Genomic DNA, 25,135 nt, shown 5'->3' with positions numbered 1-25,135 from the left:
AAGAAATAACGCATCAGGCCGATTTTTAATAATATAAGCAAAAACGTAACAGCAAACTTCCATCGGTTCATAATCCGATAATTTTCCATCCTCATTTCATCTCTTTCTAGTATTGGTCAAGTCAACATTATAACAGCAATGAACGAGATTATCTAACTTGTTAGGGATGGAAAATAGTGAAATACTCTGTAGAGATATCATCAGACACCGCGTAAACTAAACAAGCTGACACCGCTATAACAGCGACATCAGCTCGTTACCTTCAAGGCAACCTTTACGATATAAAATCTCTCATGGACCTTACAGTGACATGGCCCGGAGAATCCTGAACAAAGGCCTTATCTCCTGAACTACGGCGATAGAATTGTACTGTAACCGGCATACCCGGGATTAGATCGAAGAAATTGTCCGAGAATATCCCTTCCTCCTCCGCAGATAGCCATACCTGCCGAGCTAAAGTATCGCACCCCAATGTGAATGAGGTTCCATTCGTTCCCGATACTTCATGTAACGTTATGCTTGACTGCGGCAGTTCGATATTTCTTAATGAGGTGAAATAATACGGCTTGCGGTCGAGCAACTCATTCCCCTGCTTCAAGCTGACTACCAGCACTGTCCGTTGCTGATCCCAGGACTGGAGCAATCCTCCCAGATGCATAGATTTGATCTTAGCAGATGAATCCGCGGCAAGCATGACCTGTTCCGTATTCTCATACAACCTGTTCCCGTTGAAATCGAACAACTGCAGATCCAACTTACCGGAGACCACGTTCCTCTTGTCATTCACAACATAGATATCGATGCCATCCTCTGTTCTAACGATGGACAGTATAATATCACGATAGCTTCTCTGAACTGTATATTGCAGCGCCTTCCAGCGCCCGTAATAATCCATACCCGCCCAGGAAGCAACTGGCCAGCAATCATTCATCTGCCAGTACAACGTACCCATACAGTATGGCTTGTTCCTACGGTGCGCTTCTATAGCCGTCTCCATCGCTTGGGCCTGCAGGATCTGGCTCATGTACAGAAAGGCTTTGAAGTCCTTCGGATCAGGTAGATACTGCTTCATATACTCCTTGATCAGCCGATTACCGTTGCCGTTCTTCTGATGGGCAAGCATAATGTCTGATTCTAATTCAAGCTGTTCTTCCGGAGCGTAGCTAAGAACGGACTTAAGCTCAGGAAAAGATTGAAAACCATATTCACTCATAAAACGACCTATATAGCTGTTGTAGTTCTCGAACGGTTCTACGGCGTGCCATACTCCCCAATAGTGAATATCCCCTTCGCCAGATAATGCATTGGCATGCTGATTTTCATCCCGGCTCAAACTACGGAGCGGAGAGGATGGCCAATAAGCGATATTGTGAGCCAAGCGAGATACCGCCTCGGGTAATATACGGTGGAATAGAACCTCATAGTCCGCCCACAACTTCTCCCGCTGAAGCGTATCGTAATTTTGTTTCCAGCCCCAGCCACTATTCTCTATATAATGAGCCCAAGCTGAATCGATCTCATTATTCCCGCACCATAAGGCAATGCAAGGATGATTGCGCAAGCGCCGGATATTATACTCCGCTTCCTGAGCAACATTGGATAGAAAGGCCTCGTCCCCGGATACATGCTGCAAGCGAACATGAAATCCTGCCAGACAAGCAAACCATACTCATCACATAGCTCGTAGAAGATATCCTCCTCATAAAATCCACCGCCCCACACACGGAGCATATTCATATGACTGGCCGCAGCCGTCGCTATTTCATGGCGGTAACGCTCATAAGTGACTTCGGGAATAAAGCTGTCATTTGGTATATGATTGGCTCCCTTCGCAAATACAGGAACACCATTCAGCTCGAAATAAAATGAAGCCCCCGCCGTGTCACGTTCGCGAATAAGGCGAATGGTACGTAAGCCGGTCTTAACCTGCTTCTCGGACACAGAATAGTCTTGTTCCAGAAGCTCTGCTTTAAAAGTATACAAGGATGGTTCCCCAAGCCCGCGGCACCACCATAGCTCAGGCTTGCTAATATGCATATCCAACTTGATCACCTGAACTCCGGTGGTAAGTTCAACCGTCTTCTCCCAAATCTGCTCACCAGCAACGATCTTCAAGCGGCCAGTCCAGGCAGCTGGTACAAAGGCCTCCACTTCAGCCGTCAAGTCGGCGATCTCCGCAGACACTTGATTCTGTCTAATATAAAACTCGGTAATCTTCGGCGCTGACCAGCCTTCCAGCCTAACCTCGCGCCAAATCCCGCATGTCACAAATCTTGGTCCCCAATCCCAGCCGTAATGGTAAGGGGCTTTCCTGGCAAACACACTGAGCTTATGATCAACCACTCCCCCAGATCAGATTGATCATTAGGGGCTGGCATCTCCATGCCCAGCTTATGTAGCTTGACCATATCCCTGACGATTGGGGAACAAAATACCACTCTGACCGTATTATCACCGACATGAATATAGGGCTTCACATCGGCCCGCCAGGCGCGAAACATATTATCAGCGGACAATATATGCTGCTCATTCACATACACATCCGCATAAGTATCCAACCCCTCAAATACAAGTTCCAAATGACTTAGTAGGGCCATGTCATCGGTAAGCTTCAGATTCGCCTCGTATTCCCAATCCTTCTTATCGATCCACTGCAAATTATGCTCATTGACCCATAGAATGGATCACTTATGATACCATGCCGCAGTAAATCTGTATGCACCGTTCCCGGTACCTGAGCCTGCAGCCACTCCTCTTCATCACAAGCTTTGAACTTCCAATCACTTAGAATATGCTGATGGTTCATCATTCGCCTCCAATGTAGTCAACGCCCGATTCAATATACAACGAACATTTCAATCTACTTCAATATATTTGTTATATTAATTGTTATTATATTTATACAACAAAACACATTAAATAACTATCCATCACCATATTGGGCTGAATAGACTTCGCTAACAAACCCCTTACGTAAGCATGGGAAATAAGTAGAAACAAATGACGGTAACCCAAAAAGGGAGCACCTCTGCACATGCGCGGAGAAACTCCCCTTCTATTGTGATATATTAGTTGAACTAATCGAGTTGATACACAATGGCTTCATAAGCCTTCATCTCAAATGTATTGTCCAATCGGCTCTGGTCCATCTCATAATTGGAGAGAACAACGTGAGAGGTATATCCTTTTAACTCGTCCGGCATTTCAAATGGTGGGGTATTACCGTAGAAATTAAGTACAATCAAATAGATCTTACCGCCAAGTGAACGGGAATAAGCAAATATCTCTGGATGCTTGTCCATAAAGCTACCGTATTTGCCATATATAAGTGTCTCATTTGATTTACGAAGCACGATCAGTTTCTTATAATAATTCAATATCGAGTCATGGTCGGATAGCTGCTGCTCCACATTAAAACGATGATAGTCGGGATTGACGCGAATCCATGGTACAACACCCGAGAATCCACCATGCTGAGAATCGCTCCACTGCATAGGTGTTCTCGCATTATCACGTGCCGGAATCGTATCCTGCGCATCGTCTCATCAATATCCTGGCCATCCATCAGCCGTTCACGGTAATAGTTGTAGATCTCTACATCCCGATATTCGTTAAGGTTATGGAAATGAACATTGGTCATACCAATCTCCTGTCCCTGATAAATAAAGGGAGTACCTTGCATCAACATGAAGAACGTAGCCAGCATTTTGGCAGATTCCTTATGATAATGTACGGGATCACCAAATCGGGACACGCTGCGAGGTTGATCATGGTTCTCCAAATACAGAGCATTCCAACCGATTCCGTCCAGTCCAATTTGCCACTTCTGCATAATCTGTTTCAGCTTAGCTAGACTCCACGGTCCACAGTCCCAACGTCCCTCCGGTCCAAAATCCAGGCTAACATGCTCGAACTGGAAGATCATATTGAACGCGCCATTCTTCTCACCAATCCACTTATCTGCTTCTGAGATCGGTGTTCCACTCGCTTCACCGACCGTCATGATATCGTAGTCGGCGAAGGCCTCCTGCTTGAATTGCTGTAGAAAGTCATGAATCCCCTCAACATTACGATGACCGTCCATGGCATCAACATAACGCAAATGCTTCGGATTCGGCATGTCCGGTAGTCCCGGCAGCTTCTTGATATGTGTGATCGCGTCCACTCGAAAACCGTCTATGCCCTTATCCAGCCACCAACGAATCATGGAGATTAACTCCTGACGCACGACCGGATTTTCCATATTTAAATCAGGCTGCTTTACGGAATACAGATGCAAATAATATTGTTCCGTATGCCCGTCATATTCCCAAGCAGATCCGTTGAACATCGATTCCCAATTGTTAGGTTCTGATCCTCCCTTGCCTTCTCGCCAAATATAATAATCCCGTTTGGGATTATTCCGAGCAGAACGGGATTCAATGAACCAGGGATGCTCATCCGACGTATGATTCAATACCAGATCCATAACTAGCCTAATGCCCTTATTATGGCACTCCGTAAGCAGCATATCGAAATCACCCATCGTCCCAAATTCATCCAGAATACCGTAAAAATCGCTGATATCATAACCATTATCGTCATTTGGAGATTTATAAATAGGGCAGATCCAGATCACATCGATCCCGAGATCCTTCAAATAATCGAGCTTGGAAATAACCCCTTGTAGATCACCAATACCGTCTTCATTTGAATCCATGAAGCTTCGCGGGTATATTTGGTATGCAACAGCCTCTTTCCACCATACTTTACGCATATCGCCCTCCATAAAATGCAAGCATTAGGCCGAAATATTATTATCAGGATTTCCATTTATATTCTACCCAATGCGGTAAATATAGAAACTTGTGTAAGTCTGTATTCCAATAAAACAAAGAAGAAGCCATTTCGCTCTAAGCAATCGGCTTCTTCTTCTGAGAGTCATAATACCTGACTTTATTATATTTATTTATTAATTCATCGAGCTCTATAGATTGTTCAAGCACACGCTTGTCCAACAAACCATATTGCGCTGCCAGTCGGTTTAATTCCTCTCGTTCCTGCTCAATAATAGTTGTTATAGTCTCTCTTCTAATCAATGTCAATCACCCTATGTTATATTTTAGGGTGTGTTGCTAAATAATGCATATTGCACGTTTGTGCATACATAAAAATTCCATTTATGGTTAAAAATAAAGAATCGACTCATGATTGAGCCGACTCCTTATCCTGCTGCTTCCTAGCAATTCGAATTAATACCCATACCATGAGTTAACGTTGTAATAAGTCCTCCAGCAATAATACTAACCGAGAGAATTTGCACACTCGCCCAAATTAAGCTCTTCTTCATAGTCCCACGCCTCCTCACATAGTTTTAAATATGTTGATTTTTGTTCTTCCGTTGAATAATGGCGGAAGAATTCAAATAAAATCATATTGTTTGATATTGTGCTTTTACTATTGATCTTGTTGGAAAACCTGAGGCTGTTTAGTATATTCTCGATTCCATCATCGACTATTTTTTTTCTGAAGCAATAAATAGCATACTTTTGAAAAAATATAGCACATCGAAATGTATGATAAGAATCATTATAGGAAACTTGATTATTCTTTTGATTGCCCCAGCCCTTTTGTGTCACTTTACTGTAGTACTTAATTTCCTCAGCAAATCGGTTCAGATACTCATCCACAAAAAACTTATGCCTATTAGCTGATTCTAGCAAGGTTGTTAACCCTTCCAAAACCTCACTGGGATTTTCCTCAAGGAATGCAATATACTCGGAGATTCTAGATCGATTCCCCTCCTTGATGTCAATCGATAGAAGGTTTGCTTCCGCAAACATCTTATATCTTTCCACTTCCAGGTTACCAGCCTCATCAAGACCTTCGAACCAGCTTAAGTCTTCGTATTTGGAAATCCAAACCCTGGATTCAGCATACATCCTACGATATTCATAAGCTCCTGCTTTAGATAAGTATCCTCTTCCATAGTAATAAACAAGGGGACGGCTTGGATTGAAGTTCGGATCTTTCCAAATTTTATTCTCATATAGCTTATAAGCTATATGACATAATTCATCTGCATAATCCTCTGCTTCATCCCACTTCTCATTTACAGCAAATAAATCTATCAACATGACAAGCCCGTCCAATACCAATGCTTCGGGCAAACGATGTCGATAAGGTAAAAATTGAACCGCCGCAGTAAATCCTTTATGTCGATCCTTTTGATAGATCTGAAACAACCTAAAGTAACTAATAGCTAAACGTTCGCTATGACTTGATCTTTCACTCTCGATCACACATTCATACAGAAGAATAGCTGACTCGATCAGACCTTGTTCAAACATGATTTCCGCCGTTTCAAAAATGCCTGCCACTTGTTTAATATCTTCAATAAGAAGCTCAAGCGTCTTTTGAATGCAATCATGCCTCCGCAGTTCCGCGCAGCGAAGCAGAAAGGGACGTAATCTACGCCAATGAGGAGCAGCTTTAGAAGCAAAACCCTCATCTGCATACATTTCATAAAAGCTGCCCACCGGAAGACCCATTACGTCGGTAATCACGTCCAATTGTCCAATCGATATTGGCCTGTTCCCGTTAATTATGCCGCTTAGGGTACCTACATTAATTCCGGATCGTTCAGCAAATTGATGAAGTGTTATCCCCTCCTTCTTGATGAAACTTTCTAATTCTGCGCGAATGGTGACGGTGGAAACCAAAAGGATTCACCCCCCCTTATGGAAGTACTGGATAACTGAAAAAAGCCATAATATTGAAAAAAAACTATAATTTAATACTACGGCTAATTTTGGAATAGGTCAATTGAAAAACTCACTTTTTCGTCAACTTTTCCCAAATCGTAAAACTTTTTGTCTGTTAATTATTGTCGAATAGATGCTTACTTTCTATTAAAATAACAAAAGAACCGGTGCTGCGTCATTATAACGATCACACCGATTCTAATAAAATTTCGTGAACAAAAGCGGACTTATAATAGGTTGGCTGCCGCTGCGTTGGATTCAACCTGCGCCGGATTCTTACAGCCCGGTATTACTGCGGTCACAATTGGATTTTTGAGACACCATGCCAATGCCCACTGGGCCATATTGACACCTTGGGGAACTTCATTACGGCGAATTTCTTCTACCTCTTCCAGCTTGAGGCGAGTGTTCTCAGGATCATGGCGATGGCGTACGTCCGTATTATCGAACACAGCACCTGGCTTGTATTTACCGCTCAAATAACCGCTCGCCAGCGGTACACGTGCAAGCACGCCAAGATTCTGCTTCTCGCAAGAAGGGAATACTCGCTCTTCTGGCTTGCGATCTAATCGGTTATATACGACCTGAATCACTTGTGAGTTCACCTTGGTAGATTGTTCGGTCTGGTGCAGATTATCGTTGCTGCCGATCGAAGTACCCAAATGCCGCACTTTACCGGCCTGTACCTGCTTATCCAACATCGTCCACAGTGCATCATTATCAAATACCTGATCCGGACCAGAATGGAACTGATACAAGTCGATATAATCTGTATTTAACGATTTTAGAGAAGCGTCCAGTTGCTTGAGAACACCGTCAGCATTGAATACATCTGTACGGGTAAAACGTTCGTGGAAATGGTGTCCGAATTTCGTAGCAATCACCCAGTCCTCACGCTTGCGCCGGCCGATATAATTGCCGATGAAGGATTCTGACAGATGATCGCCATAGCACTCCGCTGTGTCGATCAGATTGATGCCAAGCTCCTGGCCTTTATCGAGAATAGCATCCACCTCATCCTGAGTAAATTGAATCCCCATTCTCCACCGAACTGCCAAGTCCCGATGCCGATTACGGATACGTCCAACCCCGTCTTTCCAAGTGTACGATATTTCATATTACCCCTCCTGAGTGAATACTAATTTTTGAGCAGACTGACTCTACTGGATCATACCTTAAATAACCGTGTTTTTCTATATCCGCAGTTTAGGAGATTAAGTCTTTTTCTATACATTCCCTCTCATATAAAAAAGGATTGCCCAAAGGCAATCCCGTTACTTATATTTTCCCAATCTAACGAAACTGGATATCGCTATTTGAGCCAAAAAGGGCCGTTGGGAATTTTAACGAAACTAGGTATCGCTATTTAAGTCAATTAGGCGTTTGAAGCCTATATTTCTCCCAAATAACGATATGGAGATTCGTTAGATTTAAAATACGGCTGTTTTTGAGGAATTAGCGATCTGTAGTTTCGTTAGAAGCTGTCCGTATTTATGGTTCATCCGCTGCGATATGAACTTCAATCTGACGCTCTCCACATTCGGGCGTGTTCCATCCCTCTGGCAGCCGATTCGTAATGATCCCCTTTACTTGGCAGAGCTGAACAATCGTGAACAAAGCCGATTTCCGCAGCTTACTGTCATCGAACACAGCGAAAACCTGACTAGATCGTTCAATAAGCTGCTGGGCGATCCGCGACTCTAGCTCGGAATGCATCGTAAATCCATGCTCCTGAGACACGCCGTCCACACCAAGGAACATCTTCGTAATGTTGATCTTACCGACTACACTCTCAGCTAGTGGCCCGATTAATTCATAGCTCTTCGTACGCATGACTCCGCCTGTCACAACTACTTGAATGTCTTCCGCATCCACCAGCTCGGCAGCGATGTTAACCGCATTGGTAACAATCGTAATATTGCGATGCTTCTTCAGCTCCTTGGCGATCAGGAAGGTTGTCGTGCCACCGGTTAAACCGATCACATCGCCCTCCTCCACTAATGAAGCCGCCATATGGGCAATCCGTTCCTTATCCTGAAGACGGGAGAAGCGTTTATCAGCAAAGGATGCCTCAGAAGCCATGGTGCGATCCCCATCATATATAGCACCGCCGATCGTACGGATAATCTCTCCCGATTTCTCCAGAGAGTCGAGATCGCGTCTGGCTGTCGCTTCCGAGCAACCCGTCGCTTCGATGATTTCCTGGATCGATATTTTACCGCTCACTTTGATCAGTTCCAGAATCTTCGCCCTGCGAAGTCCAGTCTTAGAAATTTCCATAGCCTTCTCCTCTAGTACTCTTATGGTCCGTCAACAACTCTAACATAATTTTGGAGGATGAAGGACAAGAATGCAAGCGGCAACTTACAATGGCACAACCTTCACTTGGTGAAGGAAACGCTGAAATACATCATCCTCAATATGCCCTGCCCTCTCCGACATCGCATTTGCTGCAGCCGCAGCCGTTGCGATGCGTAGCCTTTCCGCCGGTGAGTCCCCGCGTGACTCTGAGTATGCCATGCCAGCTACAAAGGAATCTCCGCAGCCAACAGTATTCACCGCCTGAATCATCGGAAGATTAACGCGGAAGCCTTGCCCATCTATAACAGCAATCGTTCCCCGCTCGCCCAGTGTGACACATACCTGCGAAATGCCCTCGTCGGACAATTTATGCGCCGCCTCGATGGATTCATTCTCAGTTAAACTCACTTTACCGAGCCAGACGGCTAGTTCATGTTCGTTCGGCTTCACAAAATGCGGCTTGGCCTCGATTCCTGCACTAAATGCAATTCCGCTTGTATCCAAATATGCTCGTGCGCCTGCCGTTTTCACAATGCTAATCAACTCTGCATACAGCTCAGCCGGAGCCCCCGGAGGCAAACTTCCGGACAAGACGACGATGCTTGAATCTCGCGCCAGCCCCAGCAAATTTTGCTTGAGCTGTGCAATCTGCGACCGCCCTACCGCTGGCCCTTGCTCTAACAGCTCAGTTGATAACCCGCTCGATTCATCCATAATATTCAGGCATACGCGTGATTCACCATTTGCGGCAATGAATGCCGTATCAATCCCTCGAGCTTGCAGCCCCGCCTCAATGAATGTCCCATTGTTGCCAGCGATAAAGCCCGATGCTGTCACCTTACCGCCCAATAGCCGAATAACCTTGGCCACATTGTTCCCTTTGCCACCCGGTTCAGCAACCTGCCGGGCAACTCGGTGCACTTCACCAGAGATGAATGAATGAACATAATAGGTTTTGTCAATCGCCGCATTCAAGGTGACGGTCGTGATCATTTTAACGTTCCTGCTTTACCGATGCATCCGCACAATTCCATCTTCTCAATTGCTAGACGTTTCACAGCTTCTTTGCCGGTACCATATATTTGCGTGGGTCATTCTCTTCAGGGGACTTAGCAAATACATCCTTAATCGCATTTGAGAATGCGATTCTTAGCTCAGTCGCTACGTTCATCTTAGACATGCCCAGTGCGACAGCCTTACGAACCTGCTCAGCTGGAATTCCCGAGCCACCATGAAGAACAAGGGGGACCTCAACCTTCTCAGCAATCTTAGCGATTCTCTCAAAATCGATGTTAGGTTCTCCTTTATAAATACCATGCGCAGTACCGATCGCCGGGGCCAGTGTCAGTACCTTCGTCCGCTCAATGAACAACTCGCAATCATCTGGATCAGCCAGCATCGCATCGCGCTCATCAACGACGATATCATCCTCCACACCGCCCACTTTGCCTAGTTCCGCTTCCACATTCACTCCCGCAGCCGCAGCTACTTCCATAACACTTTGCGTGCGCTGCACATTCTCTTCAAAAGGAAGCATAGAAGCGTCGATCATGACAGATGTATAACCTGCCCGAATACATTGAATGATGGTTGTAAAATCCGTGCAATGATCCAGATGCAATGCGATAGGTAGGCCCGTCTGATTCGCTGCAACCGTAGCCGCGGCAGCAATATATTCAGGTCCTAAATGTTTAACAGTTCCCACTGTTGATTGAATAATAAGTGGGGAATTAGTCTCGCTAGCAGCCTCAACGACGGCTTGCAGCATTTCCAAAGTGTGAACATTAAATGCAGTGATGGCATAACCATTCTCTCTTGCTTGCTGAAGCATAGAAGTAGACGAAATAAGTGGCATAATAAGTCCTCCTAAATATGTGATTGAATTGATATGAAAATAGGCGTGTTAATTTTGATTGCTACGCTTGAGCGCCCATAGAGCGCTCCCGATAATACCAGCATGGTCATTCAGTTCAGCCGGCTTAATCACGAACTGACCGATATAATCCTGAAGCAGCAGGCGGTCCAGCTCATGCCTTATTGGGGCAAATAGTGCTTCGCCGGCCAGTGCCCCACCTCCGCCAATCACGATGGCATCCGGCGAGAGCAGCGGAACGGCCCAGGCTAATGCATTAGCGAATGTCTTGCCCGTCTGTGCCAGAACATCTCGGGCTAATGCATCACCGGCATCGCTGGCTTTTGACACCGCGCTTGCCGATATATCTGACGGATCGGGTACCATTCCGTTAACAGGCTCGCTTCTCCCTTTGCAATTCTGACGCGGGCCTGTTTGGCAATACCGGTTGCCGACACAATTGTCTCCAGACAGCCGATCCGGCCGCAGTTGCACGGGAAGTCCACATGCTCAACAGGAACATGCCCGATCTCCCCGGACATATAGCGATGTCCGTGGTGTAAACTGCCATGCTGCACAAAGGCTGACGCTAAGCCTGTACCGATCGTGACTCCGTACACATAGTCATAACCTCTGCCCGCGCCCGCAACCGCTTCTCCATAGACATACATGCGCACATCATTATCGATATAGACCGGTTTGCCAATCAGCTTACTTAACCCGGCAGCAACAGGAATGTCGCGCCAATTCAAGTTAACCGCCCTCATACTGAAGCCCAGCACCGGGTCCACCAATCCGGGGATTCCCATCCCCACCGCGATACATTGCTCCCCGGGTATACCCGTTTCTTCTATTAATTGCTCAATTGTCATGCTGATCTTAGCTAGGATGGACTGAGGACCTTCATGTGCGTCAGTGGGATATTTCCGCTGGGCGACGATGTTCCCTTCCTCATCGACTAATCCACAGACGATATTGGTTCCCCCACATCGACACCAATGGCATATCTCATAGATGAACTCCACTCCCTTCAACTACTCATTGGCTGGCTCTTAACGGCTTACTGCTTCGTAGACCCGGTGCCCCTGCACATAGGTCTGATAGACTTGAAATCCCTCATCCATGATGACGATATCAGCATCCTTACCCAGTTCGATCGTTCCTTTCCGATCCTGTACGCCGATCTGAATCGCCGGATGAATCGTTAGTGCAGGAACGATGTCAGCGATCTCTTTACCGGTAAATGCGAGGGTTCTGGATAACGCATCGATCATCGTTAACGAGCTTCCCGCCAAGCTGCCTAAAGAACCGTCAGCCAGCTTCAAATGCACCTGTCCGTTATGCATCAGAACCGGGAGCTTGCCGAGAAAATACTCTCCATTTGGACAACCGGCAGCGCACATGCTATCGGTTATCATGATCACCTTGCCCTCTGGCTTGATGTCGAACACCCATTTAACTAAATCGGGATGAACATGATAACCATCACAGATCAGCTCCACCGCTAATTCATCCAACATAAGCGCCGCTCCGGCAACACCGGGTTCACGATGATGTAGCGGACGCATACCATTGAACAAATGCGTAACCTGCGTCGCTCCCCACTCCACAGCCTTCTTCATCGTCATATAATCAGCGTCCGTATGAGCCAATGAGACCGTAACCCCTCTACCAACTGCGTGGACGATCACTTCTTCAGCAAAAGGAAGCTCAGGAGCAATGGCCATTAGCCTGATCGTCCCTTGGGAGGCGGACCAGAAGCTCTCGAACTCTTCGATTGACGGCTCACGAAGATCATCTGGGTTCTGTGCTCCACACCTTGTCTGATTCAAAAATGGCCCTTCTAAATGAACCCCTAGAAGATGAGCGCCGTCCAGCTCGCGATCGGTGGCTTGAACCGCATCGGCCGCCGATTCCAGCGCAGAGATTATCTCCTCATGCGATGCAGTTAACGTCGTCGCCAATAATGAAGTAGTACCTCTTGAAGCATGGAACCGGCACATCCCGTACAGCTCATCGGCGCTTCCCTTCATAACGTCGTATCCTCCGCCGCCATGCACATGCAGGTCGATAAAACCAGGCAGGAGCATCCTTCCTCCAGCATCAATCTGAATCCATGGTCCTTCGGCGATGGTCTCTTGTCCGTCGCTCTCCACTTCTCTTCCATCGCCATGGTCTATGCCGACAATCCTCCCATCCTTAATGAACAGGCTTCCGTTGTTAATCCAGCCACTCGGCGTAAGAATCTGTGCATGATGAATTTGAATCGAGCTGGACTTCATAGATGCACCCTCCCATATCGTTGTTATTTATTTTGATTGAATCGATCATTTTATGATTATAATATTCTCATTTAATGAGTAAATCAATATATTTTTAATCATAAAATGAAAATATATTGAATAATATGCTTGATAATTTGGTTTTATGATCAATATTAAATTTATTTTGATTGAAAAAATCATTATATTGATATAAACTGTCCTCATACGCTATAAATGATCATTCGAATTAATCTAATAGGAGGTTTAAGCGTCTATGAGCTTGACTTATAGTGAAATTAAGCAGCAATACGCTGCTCTACAACAAACCTATGACTACATGATGAGCCAAAGACAACATATCATTAACTTCGTTCAGGCCCAGGCCATTACTTCGATCACCTTCGTCGGTTGCGGTTCAAGCTATTGCCTTAGCCGCTCCGCTGCGATGTCTGTCACCTTGCGGGCTGGTTTACCTGCTTATGCTCTAGCTGGTGGCGACCTGATGCTGAATTATGAACAATATCGCCCTATGCTGAGGAACACTTTGCTCGTTGCTCCTTCGCGCTCCGGCAGCACCAGTGAAGTCGTCGAGGCCCTCCGTCTGCTTCGAGAAGGTAATGACAGCAATCTTCCGGTATTGTCTCTGTCCTGTGTCAGTGATTCACCACTCTCCAAGCAAGCCGATTTTGCCTTAGAATTGCCTTGGGCCTTCGACCATAGTGTCTGCCAAACCCGAACAGTGACCAATCTGTATGTGGCCAATCTACTGGTTAGCGCATTCTTGGGTGAAGATGACAAGCTAATCGCTGATCTTCAGACCGCAATTCATCAGGGTGAAGCCTATATGAACGCCGTAGAGGACAGCATTCGCAGAGCAGCTGACTTTAACTGGTCCAACGCCGTTTTGCTGGCCGATGGAGAACTACAGGGCCTCGCCTCCGAAGGAGCCATTGCTCTGACGGAGATTGCGAAAATTCAGGCTCATTCCTTCCATCTACTCGATGTACGGCATGGCCCAATGGTCACTGTAGGAGAAGACACCCTAGTTATCGCAGCGCTCTCCGAGCAGGGAGCAGAGCATCAGAGCAAACTTATGCGTGATATTAAGAACCGGGGAGCTAAAATTATTGCCTTCGCGGATCAGGCAGAGGTCATCCCTTCGGAATACGTTGACCTTGCGATTGTCTCTGAGAACAGACTTGACCCTGCAGCACGCGGTATTCCATTCATTTTCATTCCGCAGATTGTAGCCCTGAGCAAAGCCGAGCAGTTAGGTATCGATCCGGATCAGCCAGATGGACTGGTTGCTTGGGTTAAGTTGTAATTCATCGAATTCTGAGAAAAATATGTATGCAAAGAAGCAGGCCGGGAACTGAAATTCCTTGGGCCTGCTTTTTATTTTGTCGGGAGAATGATCGCTTTGAACTATGGTTTATGGGTTACTCTCGTTGGCAATAATGATTGCTAATATACCGTAAGAGGGTGAACAGCCATGCGCATGCGTAGAAGAAAAGACCTTCATCAAAAAAAGCATCCTCCGATCCCATCAACCAAAAATCTGAAGAAATGCCGGATATGCAAAATAAAGGACAGTCTCCTGAGGAGCAAGGGAATCAAAGAAATACCCAAATGGCAAATGGGCAAGAAAACAATGCAAGCCAGAATACCCAGGATGGTCAAGATAGTCAGGATATCCAGATTGAACAGACTAACCAGCAAACTCAAGATAGCGAGAACAAGCAGAAGACACTAGATATCATGGGAATCGAAAATGGGCAAAATGCTGGGGGAACCCAAGATTCTCAGGGATCACAGAATCACCAAAACGAGACACCGGCAGTGCAGAAAAATGAAAGCTATGAAAACAGCCAAAACAACGGAAATAATAATCAAAGCAATATAAACAATAATGTCAGTAGTAATAGTGGCGGTAGTGAAACCAATAGAGGCAATAATAACGGTAATACCCATCAGGGCACCAATAATCAAGGCAATGCTAGTGCCGATGCCCACAATGGAAACGGCAATACAAACAATAGCAACAACAGCAATAGCAATAGCAACAACAGCAATAGCAATAGCAATAGCAACAACAGCAATAGCAATAGCAATAGCAACAACAGCAATAGCAATAGCAACAACAGCAACAGCAATAACAACAGCAACAGCAATAGCAATAGCAATAGCAATAGCAATAGCAACAGCAATAGCAATAGCAATAGCAACAGCAATAGCAATAGCAACAGCAACAGCAATAGCAATAGCAATAGCAACAGCAACAGCAACAGCAATAGCAATAGCAACAACAGCAATAGCAATAGCAACAACAGCAATAGCAATAGCAACAACAGCAATAGCAATAGCAACAACAGCAATAGCAATAGCAACAACAGCAATAGCAATAGCAACAACAGCAATAGCAATAGCAACAACAGCAATAGCAATAGCAACAACAGCAATAGCAACAACAGCAACAGCAATAACAGCAACAGCAATAACAACAGCAATAGCAATAGCAATAGCAACAACAGCAACAGCAATAACAACAGCAATAGCAATAGCAATAGCAACAACAGCAACAGCAATAGCAATAGCAACAACAGCAACAGCAATAACAACAGCAATAGCAATAGCAACAGTTCTGGAAGTAACGGAAACCTGCAAATACAGCTACAACAAAACCAACAAAGTAACCAGAATCCCCAGCAAACACAGGATTTAGAAACAGATCTTGATGCTCAGCTTCCACCTATCGATAAAAGTCTGGATAAAAATGTTAGGTTCATTGAATCTACACTTGGTAACAGCACTGATCTGATTATAAGAAAATTCCCTTTTAACCCAGCAAATGATCGGCTCATCGCAGTAATATACATCGATGGGTTATGCGACGGCTCAATAGTTAGTGAATACGTTATGGAACCGTTAATGCAGCCTAAAGGGAAGGCTCTGGCTCAGCTCGATAAGGAGAAGATTAATAACACTGACGTATACCAACTGATTAAGGATCATGCAATCACCTTCTGCGACATTCATGATCTGCATGATTACAATACGCTGTTCCATTCTCTGATGTCGGGGGACGCTATCCTATTCGTAGATGGAGAGACTTCGGCCATTTCAGCCAACATCCGAGGCTGGAAAGACCGTGGTGTTACTGAGACCTCATCTGAAAATGTCGTCCGTGGTTCGCGGGAAGGATTCTCCGAATCTCTACGTACGAATACCGCATTGGTACGGCGCAGGATCAAGGACCCCTCCCTATGGATAGAATCTCAGCAGATTGGCCATGTCTCCCGGACAGATGTAGCGATTATGTACATCAAAGGTCTAGCCAACGATATGATCGTGCAAGAAGTGCATTCCCGACTGGATCGAATCGATATTGATTCTGTTTTGGAGAGCGGTTATATCGAGGAACTAATCCAAGATGAGACAATGACCCCTTTTCCCACGGTTTTTTATACGGAGAGACCTGACGTCATCGCCGCCGAATTGTTGGAGGGGAAGGTCGCTATATTCGTCGACGGTACCCCGATTGTGCTGGCTGTACCGGCTCCCTTCGTCTCCTTTATGCATGCGGCAGAGGATTATTACCAACGGGCCGATATCAGCAGCTTCATCCGTATTCTCCGATATATAGGCATTGTCATCTCTCTACTGAGCCCATCATTCTATATCGCAGTGACGACTTTTCATCAAGAGATGATTCCCACCGCCTTATTGATGAGTATAGCCTCACAACGTGAATCTGTGCCCTTTCCGGCCTTTATCGAGGCGATTTTGATGGAATTGACCTTCGAGATTCTACGCGAGGCTGGCGTACGGATGCCTAAATATATCGGATCTGCTGTCTCGATCGTAGGAACTCTCGTTATAGGCCAGGCTGCGGTTCAGGCCGGAATCATCTCGGCCGCTATGGTTATCGTCGTGTCCCTCACAGCGATCTCCAGCTTCGTGCTGCCTTCCTACAATATGTCCATTGCCTTCCGCATGCTACGCTTCCCTCTCATGGGATTAGCTGCTTCATTCGGGTTAGTGGGTATATTTGCTGGATGTACGGCGATTATTCTTCACCTATGCAGCCTGCGCACCTTCGGTGTCCCGTATATGACGCCATTAGGTCCGATTATTCCAAGCGATAACAAGGATACTCTCCTACGTTTCCCGCATCGCTTCATGATCACACGACCACGGCTTATCAATCAGAAGAATCTCCAGAGAGAAACTCCCGGCTCGGGACAGAAGCCTCCGCAGCCAAGATAGAAAGGTGGCAAATCCAAGGCTATGAAGAGATTTACAGCTTGCCTGTTCCTACTTCTTATGGCGTCTACACTCTTGACAGGATGCTGGAACCGCCGCGAATTAAATGAACTTGCCATAGCCGTTGGACTTGGACTTGACAAAGACGGAGACAAATATCAGGTATCCATTCAAGTCGTGAATCCTAGTGAAGTATCAAACGGTAAAGGGGGGCCCAAGCCCCAGCCACCTTATATACGGCTAAAGCCCATACGATCTCCGAGGCTCTCCGTAGAGTCAGCAACATCAGCCCGCGAAAGATCTATGTCGCCCAATTAAGAATGGTGTTGATCGGGCAATCCTTGGCTGACGAAGGCGTTGCTGAATCACTCGATTTCCTGCTGCGGGATCACGAGATGAGAACCGATTTTTATTTGGCTGTTGTAAGGGATGCCGCCGCGGAAGACGCACTCAAGATCATGACTCCGCTGCAAAAAATTCCGGCCAGTAAATTGTTCGCATCGCTCGAGACCTCGGAGCAGAACTGGGCCCCCAGCTTGACAGAAACATTAAATGAGATGATCAGCGATCTTCTTAGCGATGGTAAACATCCTATACTTCCCGGGATTCGTATACTGGGTGACCCTGAGGTCGGTGCAAAGAAGCAGAATGTCGAGGGAATCGATACACCAACACAGCTGAAATTCTCGGGAATCGCTGGATTTAAGGGCGATAAGATCGCGGCTGGCTCAATGAGGATGAGAGTAAAGGATACAATTTCATCCGCGATAATATTAAAAGCACGTTGGAACATACCAAGTGTCCGGATGGAGGTAATGTTAGCCTAGAAATTATCCATTCGAAGACCAAATCACGCGGCAAGGTTGTTCAAGGTAAGCCGCAAATAGACATTAACGTGCAGATTAACGGTAATATTTCTGAAGTAGAGTGCAGAGATCTGAATCTACTAGATATCAAAACGATCAAGATGCTCGAACAGCTGTTCAATGACCGAATCAAATCGATCATGGAAGCTTCCATCCATACCGTTCAACAGAAGTTTGGCGCCGATATTTTTGGTTTCGGCGAGATCATCCACCGCTCCAATCCACGCGCCTGGAAGGAACTAAGACATGATTGGGATGAGCGGTACTTCCGTACTTTACCTGTAAACATCCGTGTATCTGTCAATATACAACGACTTGGCACGACTAAGGATTCTTTTCTCAAAGATATGAAGGAGTAATCCACCATGCTCAACATTGTGATCATTCTTGCGGTAACCATCATGATTATTGGGTTCGAGGTTCCCACTTTAATTAAGGGCAAATATACCAAAGAGCTGTGGGTATTCTCCATTCTCCTGCTCATTGGTATCACGATGAACGTTATTGTAAGTGCATTCCAAGGCGTCCCTTCGCCACTTAATGCTTTGACAACCTTGCTTGCTCCGCTCAATCAAATGTTGGAGAATATAGGGCTAATTCAATCTCAGAGGTGAAATATGGACAAATATCGCCAATCCAATATATCGGCAAGGCAATTGACGACGATGACCGTCTTCTTCACAATCGGCAGCGGCATACTTATCGTTCCATCCAGTGTGGCTTCGCTAGCGAAACATGATGCGTGGATCGCTTGTCTTGTGGGACTAGTCATCGGAATCGTGATACTGAGCATGTACAACCTATTGACTAAAGCCTACCCCCAGTTAAACCTAGTACAGATGATGGAGGCGATCTTCGGCAAATGGTTAGGTAAAGCACTTGCTTTAATGGTCGTCGTGACGTTATTTCTCACCTGCCCATCCCCGGCGCTCTATTATACGGGTAATTTTGTGACAACACAGATCATGCCAGAGACGCCGACGCAGGCAATCAACATCCTATTTATCGTTGTAATCATCATGGGTGTGAAGCTTGGACTCGAGACGCTTGCTCGCTCCTCTGAGCTGATGTTCTTCCCGTTCATCATTCTGCTCATCTCATTCATCATATTAATCCTAAATCAGACGCAGACGAAGAATATTCTACCGATCATGGAGAACGGAATGAGGCCGATTTGGCCTGCCACGTTGAGTTTTCTGGCAACCGTATTTCTTCCGCATTTCTGTCTGCTAATATTCCATTCATCGGCAGTGAAAAAGCCTAAGGAAGCACGAAGAGCTCTGCTCATAGGAAGCATGATCGGAGGCCTGGCAATCACTCTGATCGTCGCTCTAACCATATTGGTATTCGGATCTGATATAATCTCCCTCAGTATGTATCCAAGTTATCTGTTAGCCCAAAAAATAAACATCGGCAACTTCCTACAGCGTATCGAGGTTATTATGGGAATTATGTGGTATGTGACATTGTTCTTTAGGATCGCCATCTATTTATATTTCACAGCTCTTAGCCTAACTTATATACTGAACCTTCGCGACTATCGTTCTCTGGTTATGCCGCTTGGCATGATCCTAGTGAGCTTGTCAGAGATTATCTACCCTAATGTCACGTTCCAGCAGAGCTGGGACAGCGAGACATGGTTGTCCTACACAGTGGTTCTGTCTGTGTTCTTGCCAGTCATCATGCTGTTTACCCACATGATTCGTAACATAGGGGCAAACGGAGCCACTGAATCGTCGTCCAACTCGTCCAGCCCATCTAATTCATCAAATTCGTCCAATTCGCAAAGTTCGTCGGGTTCATCGGGTTCATCGGGTTCATCGGGAAAGGTGTCGCCCTCTCCTCGGATTCGTCTATCTCAGCGAGTTCATCGAACTCTTCAAACTCGTCTGATTCGTCTGACTTGTTGAGTTCGTCAGATTCGTCGGGTTCATCCGGTGCATCGGGTTCATCGGATTCATCAAATTCAACAAACTCATCAAACTCGTCGGACTCATCGAGTTCTTCAAGTTCATCGAACTCGTCGGGTTCATCGGGTTCATCTTAATGCCCGATCGACATTACCTATATGAAACACAAAAAGTGGCCTCAGCCTGAATCTCCATTCAGACAGATGGCCACTTTTACTACTTCAGAAACCTCTTCACAAGTCCTAGTTTTTTAGCATTGTATGGCGGGAACAAGAAGCTTGGATTAATACGTGTCGGCCTGTTCAGCACACTCTTCTTATGTGAGAAGGCCTCGAAACTATGCCGCCCATGATAAGCCCCCATCCCCGATGAGCCTACCCCTCCAAATGGGAGATATGGACTAACCAAGTGCATAATCGTATCGTTCACGCATCCTCCACCAAAAGATACCGTACTCATTACCCGTTGTTCTATCTGCTTATTATTCGTAAATAAATAAAGCGCCAACGGCTTCGGTCTGGAATTCACTGCCTCAATAACCTGATCAAGATCATCGTATTCCAATACCGGTAGTATCGGTCCGAATATCTCGTCCTCCATCACCTTATCGCTCCATTTCACTTCATCAAGCAACGTGGGAGCGATATATAGATCCTCACGGTCTGTCTGCCCTCCTGCAACTATGACAGCCCCATCCAACATTCCGTTTAGACGTTCCCAATGTGCCTGATTGACGATGCGACCATAGTCTGGACTGGGCTGTGAGTCCGCTCCGTAGAAGGAAATGATATATTCCTTCATCTTCGCTATTAACTCTGCACGAATATCCTTATGAACAAGCACATAGTCGGGGCAACACAGGTTTGACCTGTATTTAAATATTTCCCCATACAATTCTCTGTGCCGCTACATCCAGATTCACGTCCTTATCAACGATACACGGGCTCTTGCCTCCGAGCTCCAAAACAACCGGTGTGAGATGATCGGCGGCGGCTTTCATTACGATCTTGCCAACCCGAACACTTCCCGTGAAGAAGATCATGTCGAATGGAGCCTGAAGAAGTGTAGAGGTAGTCTCCTGCCCACCCTGAATAACCTGTACATAGGTCTCATCAAAACACTCGCTAATCAATTTTGAGATAACCGCTGAGACATGCGGCGTAAATTCGGAAGGCTTAATTACCGCGCAATTCCCGGCAGCAATCGCACCGACCAATGGGTCCATCACCAGCATAAACGGATAATTGAACGGTCCAATAATTAACGTCGAGCCATACGGCTCCGCATATATATAACTCCGAGAGCCAAAATGAACAAGCGGGTTGCGGACACGCTCCGGTTTGATCCACTTATGCAGGTTCTTCATCACATAACCAATGCTATCGTAGAGATACCCGATCTCTGTCGAATAAGCCTCGAACTCAGGCTTGTGCAAATCCTGATGCAAAGCTTGAATAATTTCGCGCTCATGCTGCTGAACAGATCGTTTCAAAGCTTGAAGCCGCTGCAGCCTGAACTCTAGCGATTTGGTCGATCCCGCATTTATGATGCTCTTCTGCTGTTTTAGTACATGTGCAATCGTCTCAGGATTTAACTCCGCCATCTTGCTCACTTCCCCTTCTTAACGAATAATCCACTAATACCATATTACATTTCACGATCTCATAAATCATCAATATACATAAATTCTTAATAAACCATACACCGAACGAAGAAATAGGAGCAATTCCTTGGACAGAAGTCCCTTGTGCTTGTTAAAATGAAGGAAGCAGGGACCGGAGGTGCTTAAATAGAGATATGGGACTAAAGACAATTATCGTTGATGATGAAAACCTTGCCATATTAAAAATGGAAAAGTTGCTGAAGGAACAGACGGTAGTCCAGGATATAGAAATCATTGGTTCCTATATCAATCCTCATGAAGCTCTTGAAGTAGCCCAACGTCAATTTCTGCAGCTCGCTTTTCTGGATATTGAAATGCCGGAAATCAATGGCTTTGAATTGGCCAACCAATTAATGAACATCCATCCATATATTCAAATTATCTTTACTACCGCTTTTCAGGAATATGCTTTGAAGGCATTTGAAATTAACGCGTTGGATTACCTGTTAAAGCCTGTGAGCAAGGATAGGTTATCCATCACTCTACAGCGCATCGCATCAGCCTCACAAATCTCCGATGGCATGAACAACGCCGGCTTAATCCAGCTTAACTGTTTTCAGAATATTCATTATATAGACGCAAGTGGGGCAGCGAAAGATTTTGCCTGGAGAACATTGAAAGCTCCGGAACTATTCGCTTATTTACTCTATCACCATGATACGATCGTGACCAAGCAGGCCTTAATTGACTTATTATGGCCCGAATACGATATTGATAAGTCAACTGCGCAATTACATACAGCAATATATCAGATTCGCAAAGTACTCAAAGAAGCTGGATTTGAGCTTGAAATTAAGTACAAGGATAGCGGGTACAGTCTGTTGCTGGGGAACCAGCAATTGGATGTCGGGGTTTGGGAATCCCAGGTTAAGCAGGCTCCACCTGTCACTCCCGAGACGATCGAGAAGCATTTATCGATCTTGTCGCAATATAGCGGGGATTATCTCGCAGACCACCGTTATGCATGGGCCGAATACGAACAGGAACGTCTCCGTTTAGTCTGGCTAACTCATATCAAGCAAATTGCTGAGTTTTACCAGCAGAGGGCGATGTATAGAGAGGCAATAACACTATACCAGAGAATAGTAGATACATTACCCCATATGGAAGATGGATATTTCGGATTAATGCAAATCTATTCGATATTAAATCATCAAGTTGAAGTCAGAAAGATGTACCAACTCCTTAGAGATAAGCTGCGGGAGGATTTTGATGTTACCCCCAGCAAGGAACTAACCGATTGGTATATTAAATGGAACAATACAATCTAGCAAATCATACTATGAAGCGATGTGTCTTCCACTAAAGGAGCACATCGCTTTTGTTTTTGTCGATAAAGCCGATATTTAGAAAATATTCAGTGACATATTTTATAGTAGGTTGGATAAGCATCGACTTAAATCGACATATTCTGGAAACATTGCAGTTCCTGTAAGTATCCTCAACAGAAATCAACACGAATCTCATATCAAAGAATAGGTTCAGTAAAGGGGGTAGATTGTGACGTTGTCGTAGTACATAGCATTCATATGAAAGCCAATAACAAACTATTTAGAGGTGAAATCACTTAACCATGAAGATATTTAAAAAACCAATATTTCTATTTCTAGCTATTATTCTTATGCTGAACATCGTTCTACCTTCTTCGATTACCTTTGCTGAAGGTGAGACAGAAGATGCTGTAGTGTCAACTCAGGAGAGTGTGACAGATGATGTGTATGGGGATATCAAGCCATTGAACGCAGTTGGCGAGATTACCGAGAATATCATTACAAGTATAGAAATGTATGATCAAGAGTCAAAGCTAGTCAATGGAGTCTTAACCAACACCGGTAATAAAATAAGCGAGATCAGACCCGCTCAAGATGCATCAGTAGAAGTTGACTTTACATGGGAGCTTCCCGCAGGCCATGGGTATGAAGCTGGATCTACATTCACATTCAACCTCCCGAAAAACCTCAAAGTGCCGAAAGAAATGAAAGGCAATTTAGGTGGATATGGAACAGTTGTTGTCACCGTAGACGGCCAGGTTACTTTTACATTTGATGAGAACATTGAAGATACTCCAGTAACGAATGGTTATTTTGGTGTATGGGTGCAATTCAACAAAGGTAGTTTTAACGGAGGCACACACCAGGATATTGATTTTATCATTCATGGGGATAAAACAACAATTCCCGTCCATTTCCAGAGCAGCTCCGATAGCGAAATAGACAAGACCTGCAAAGCGAATAAAGGTATGAACGCTAGTAGGATCGACTGGGCGGTTGAATTTAACAAAGGCGAGAAAAAGATTGAAAATGCTGTGTTTGAGGACACCCTTCCAACAGGGCTCAAAATTGATCTCACGTCTATTAAAGTGTATCAGCTAGAGGTTCAACTGAATGGAACTGTAAAAAATTCAGGGGAAATTACCTCAGGATTTACTAAACAGTCCACTTCAGACGGATTTGAAATTAAGTTCGCTGGTAGTATTGATGGTGCCTACAGAGTGACATACAGTACAGATATTATTGGAACTGAGGATAAGACGTTCTCCAATAATGTGACAGTCTCTGGAGATAATTTGACCGAATTGCAGAAGACATTGAAAGATGTAAATGTAACATATAGTAAGCCGCTTGAGAAAGATGCAATAGGATATGATCCAAAAACCCAAACTATTAAGTGGGAAATACGCTATAACTACAATGAACAAAAGATCAAAAAAGCCGATGCGTATTTGAATGATACCTTTGATGCGGTTCAAGAACTAATACCTGGCTCATTCGAAGTAACCAAAATGAAAATTAATGATAACGGAAGCGCTAGTGAAAATGGAAATTTTACAAATTATTTGGTAGATGATTCAATACAGAACGGTTTTAAGTTAAATTTTAACGAAGATATTGATTCAGCCTATAAAATCGTCTATAAAACCAAATCAAAAGAACGTGTATATGGTAATAGCAGTATTAAGAATACAGTCACTTATAATGGCGAATCAAAAACAGCTAATCAGAATATTGGTCAAGTAATCTTCCATAAATATGATGGAGCTGTAAATTTTAATGCTAAGAAAATCACTTGGTCCATGACCCTGAATGAAGACGAATATGAAATGAAAAATGCCGTTATTACTGACAGCTTTGTCACCGGTCAAGGTCTCACCTTTGAAGAAAGCTCGCTGGAGATCAGTGGTTTAGAAAAGGAGAGGACTATACTGTAATAGCTCTAAACGGCAGTTATACTAATGGATTTGTTATTACTTTTCTTAAAGCCATCGAAAAAAGC

The 25,135-nt window shown here is 44.9% G+C and carries 17 protein-coding genes and 5 pseudogenes; 9 read left to right on the top strand and 13 right to left on the bottom strand.

Translation table 11 applies throughout. The annotated features are described in order from the left end of the window. Window positions 1-274 precede the first annotated feature (274 nt). From RE628_RS02210 to nagA, 11 genes and pseudogenes are all read right to left on the bottom strand, one after another. A pseudogene (locus tag RE628_RS02210) lies at window positions 275-2,809 on the bottom strand (glycoside hydrolase family 2 protein). Window positions 2,810-3,077: 268 nt separating this feature from the next. Continuing rightward, window positions 3,078-4,756, bottom strand: a pseudogene (locus RE628_RS02205) (alpha-glucosidase). Window positions 4,757-4,892: 136 nt separating this feature from the next. Then, complete coding sequence (locus RE628_RS02200; protein WP_227011656.1) at window positions 4,893-5,078, bottom strand: aspartyl-phosphate phosphatase Spo0E family protein; 186 nt, start codon at window positions 5,076-5,078, stop codon at window positions 4,893-4,895. A 204-nt stretch (window positions 5,079-5,282) separates the two neighbouring features. Further along, a complete protein-coding gene (locus RE628_RS02195) occupies window positions 5,283-6,701 on the bottom strand; it encodes a helix-turn-helix domain-containing protein (RefSeq protein ID WP_309157196.1) in 1,419 nt (472 codons plus the stop codon). A gap of 269 nt (window positions 6,702-6,970) precedes the next feature. Beyond that, window positions 6,971-7,860, bottom strand: a pseudogene (locus RE628_RS02190) (aldo/keto reductase). 374 nt (window positions 7,861-8,234) lie between these two features. Continuing rightward, window positions 8,235-9,023 carry a DeoR/GlpR family DNA-binding transcription regulator gene (locus tag RE628_RS02185; protein WP_309157195.1) on the bottom strand — a complete coding sequence of 263 codons (789 nt, stop codon included), beginning with the start codon at window positions 9,021-9,023 and terminating at the stop codon, window positions 8,235-8,237. An 84-nt stretch (window positions 9,024-9,107) separates the two neighbouring features. After that, complete coding sequence (locus RE628_RS02180) at window positions 9,108-10,037, bottom strand: 1-phosphofructokinase family hexose kinase (protein WP_309157194.1); 930 nt, start codon at window positions 10,035-10,037, stop codon at window positions 9,108-9,110. After that, window positions 10,034-10,899, bottom strand: a pseudogene (gene fba / locus RE628_RS02175) (class II fructose-1,6-bisphosphate aldolase). Before fba ends, RE628_RS02180 begins: the two are co-directional and overlap by 4 nt. 48 nt (window positions 10,900-10,947) lie before the next feature. After that, window positions 10,948-11,247, bottom strand: a complete 300-nt coding sequence (locus RE628_RS02170) for an ROK family protein (RefSeq protein ID WP_309157193.1) — start codon at window positions 11,245-11,247, stop codon at window positions 10,948-10,950. Next, window positions 11,214-11,921 carry an ROK family protein gene (locus RE628_RS02165; RefSeq protein ID WP_309157192.1) on the bottom strand — a complete coding sequence of 236 codons (708 nt, stop codon included), beginning with the start codon at window positions 11,919-11,921 and terminating at the stop codon, window positions 11,214-11,216. Before RE628_RS02165 ends, RE628_RS02170 begins: the two co-directional genes overlap by 34 nt. Window positions 11,922-11,948: 27 nt before the next feature. Beyond that, window positions 11,949-13,178 carry an N-acetylglucosamine-6-phosphate deacetylase gene (nagA, locus tag RE628_RS02160; RefSeq protein ID WP_309157191.1) on the bottom strand — a complete coding sequence of 410 codons (1,230 nt, stop codon included), beginning with the start codon at window positions 13,176-13,178 and terminating at the stop codon, window positions 11,949-11,951. A gap of 256 nt (window positions 13,179-13,434) precedes the next feature. On the opposite strand from nagA, the gene RE628_RS02155 reads away from it, so the two are divergent. After that, the gene (locus tag RE628_RS02155) at window positions 13,435-14,484 is read left to right on the top strand and encodes an SIS domain-containing protein (RefSeq protein WP_309157190.1); all 1,050 of its coding nucleotides are present in this window, start codon (window positions 13,435-13,437) and stop codon (window positions 14,482-14,484) included. 485 nt (window positions 14,485-14,969) lie between these two features. On the opposite strand, the gene RE628_RS02150 is transcribed toward RE628_RS02155, so the two are convergent. After that, window positions 14,970-15,824: a hypothetical protein gene (locus RE628_RS02150; RefSeq protein WP_309159613.1), complete on the bottom strand. Its 855-nt coding sequence runs from the start codon at window positions 15,822-15,824 to the stop codon at window positions 14,970-14,972. Between the two features lie 87 nt (window positions 15,825-15,911). Here RE628_RS02150 and RE628_RS02145 point away from each other — a divergent pair, with 87 nt between their 5' ends. Genes RE628_RS02145 through RE628_RS02120 form a run of 6 tightly spaced genes read left to right on the top strand, consistent with a single transcriptional unit; the run spans window position 15,912 to window position 20,199 of the window. Further along, the gene (locus RE628_RS02145; protein ID WP_309159339.1) at window positions 15,912-17,426 is read left to right on the top strand and encodes a spore germination protein; all 1,515 of its coding nucleotides are present in this window, start codon (window positions 15,912-15,914) and stop codon (window positions 17,424-17,426) included. A gap of 21 nt (window positions 17,427-17,447) precedes the next feature. Continuing rightward, window positions 17,448-17,741: a Ger(x)C family spore germination protein gene (locus RE628_RS02140; RefSeq protein WP_309157188.1), complete on the top strand. Its 294-nt coding sequence runs from the start codon at window positions 17,448-17,450 to the stop codon at window positions 17,739-17,741. Window positions 17,742-17,743: 2 nt separating this feature from the next. Then, on the top strand, window positions 17,744-18,250 hold the full coding sequence (locus tag RE628_RS02135) for a Ger(x)C family spore germination protein (protein WP_309157186.1): 507 nt from the start codon (window positions 17,744-17,746) through the stop codon (window positions 18,248-18,250). Beyond that, window positions 18,184-18,648, top strand: a complete 465-nt coding sequence (locus tag RE628_RS02130; RefSeq protein ID WP_309159338.1) for a Ger(x)C family spore germination C-terminal domain-containing protein — start codon at window positions 18,184-18,186, stop codon at window positions 18,646-18,648. The genes RE628_RS02135 and RE628_RS02130 overlap by 67 nt, the downstream gene beginning before the upstream one ends. A gap of 6 nt (window positions 18,649-18,654) precedes the next feature. Further along, window positions 18,655-18,903, top strand: a complete 249-nt coding sequence (locus tag RE628_RS02125) for a hypothetical protein (protein WP_309157184.1) — start codon at window positions 18,655-18,657, stop codon at window positions 18,901-18,903. Between the two features lie 3 nt (window positions 18,904-18,906). Beyond that, entirely contained in the window at window positions 18,907-20,199 is a 1,293-nt protein-coding gene (locus RE628_RS02120; RefSeq protein WP_309157182.1) for a GerAB/ArcD/ProY family transporter, read from the top strand. Window positions 20,200-20,415: 216 nt separating this feature from the next. Here RE628_RS02120 and RE628_RS02115 read toward each other — a convergent pair. Then, a pseudogene (locus tag RE628_RS02115) lies at window positions 20,416-21,802 on the bottom strand (aldehyde dehydrogenase). Between the two features lie 194 nt (window positions 21,803-21,996). Here RE628_RS02115 and RE628_RS02110 point away from each other — a divergent pair. Continuing rightward, a complete protein-coding gene (locus RE628_RS02110; protein WP_309157181.1) occupies window positions 21,997-23,133 on the top strand; it encodes a response regulator in 1,137 nt (378 codons plus the stop codon). Window positions 23,134-23,435: 302 nt separating this feature from the next. After that, window positions 23,436-25,070: a collagen binding domain-containing protein gene (locus RE628_RS02105; RefSeq protein ID WP_309157180.1), complete on the top strand. Its 1,635-nt coding sequence runs from the start codon at window positions 23,436-23,438 to the stop codon at window positions 25,068-25,070. The last annotated feature ends 65 nt before the right edge of the window (window positions 25,071-25,135 follow it).

This window comes from Paenibacillus sp. D2_2 (genome assembly GCF_031199965.1).
GTDB lineage: Bacteria > Bacillota > Bacilli > Paenibacillales > Paenibacillaceae > Fontibacillus.
Note: the sequence above shows the minus strand (reverse complement) of the source record. Positions and strands in the feature narration are given on the sequence as shown.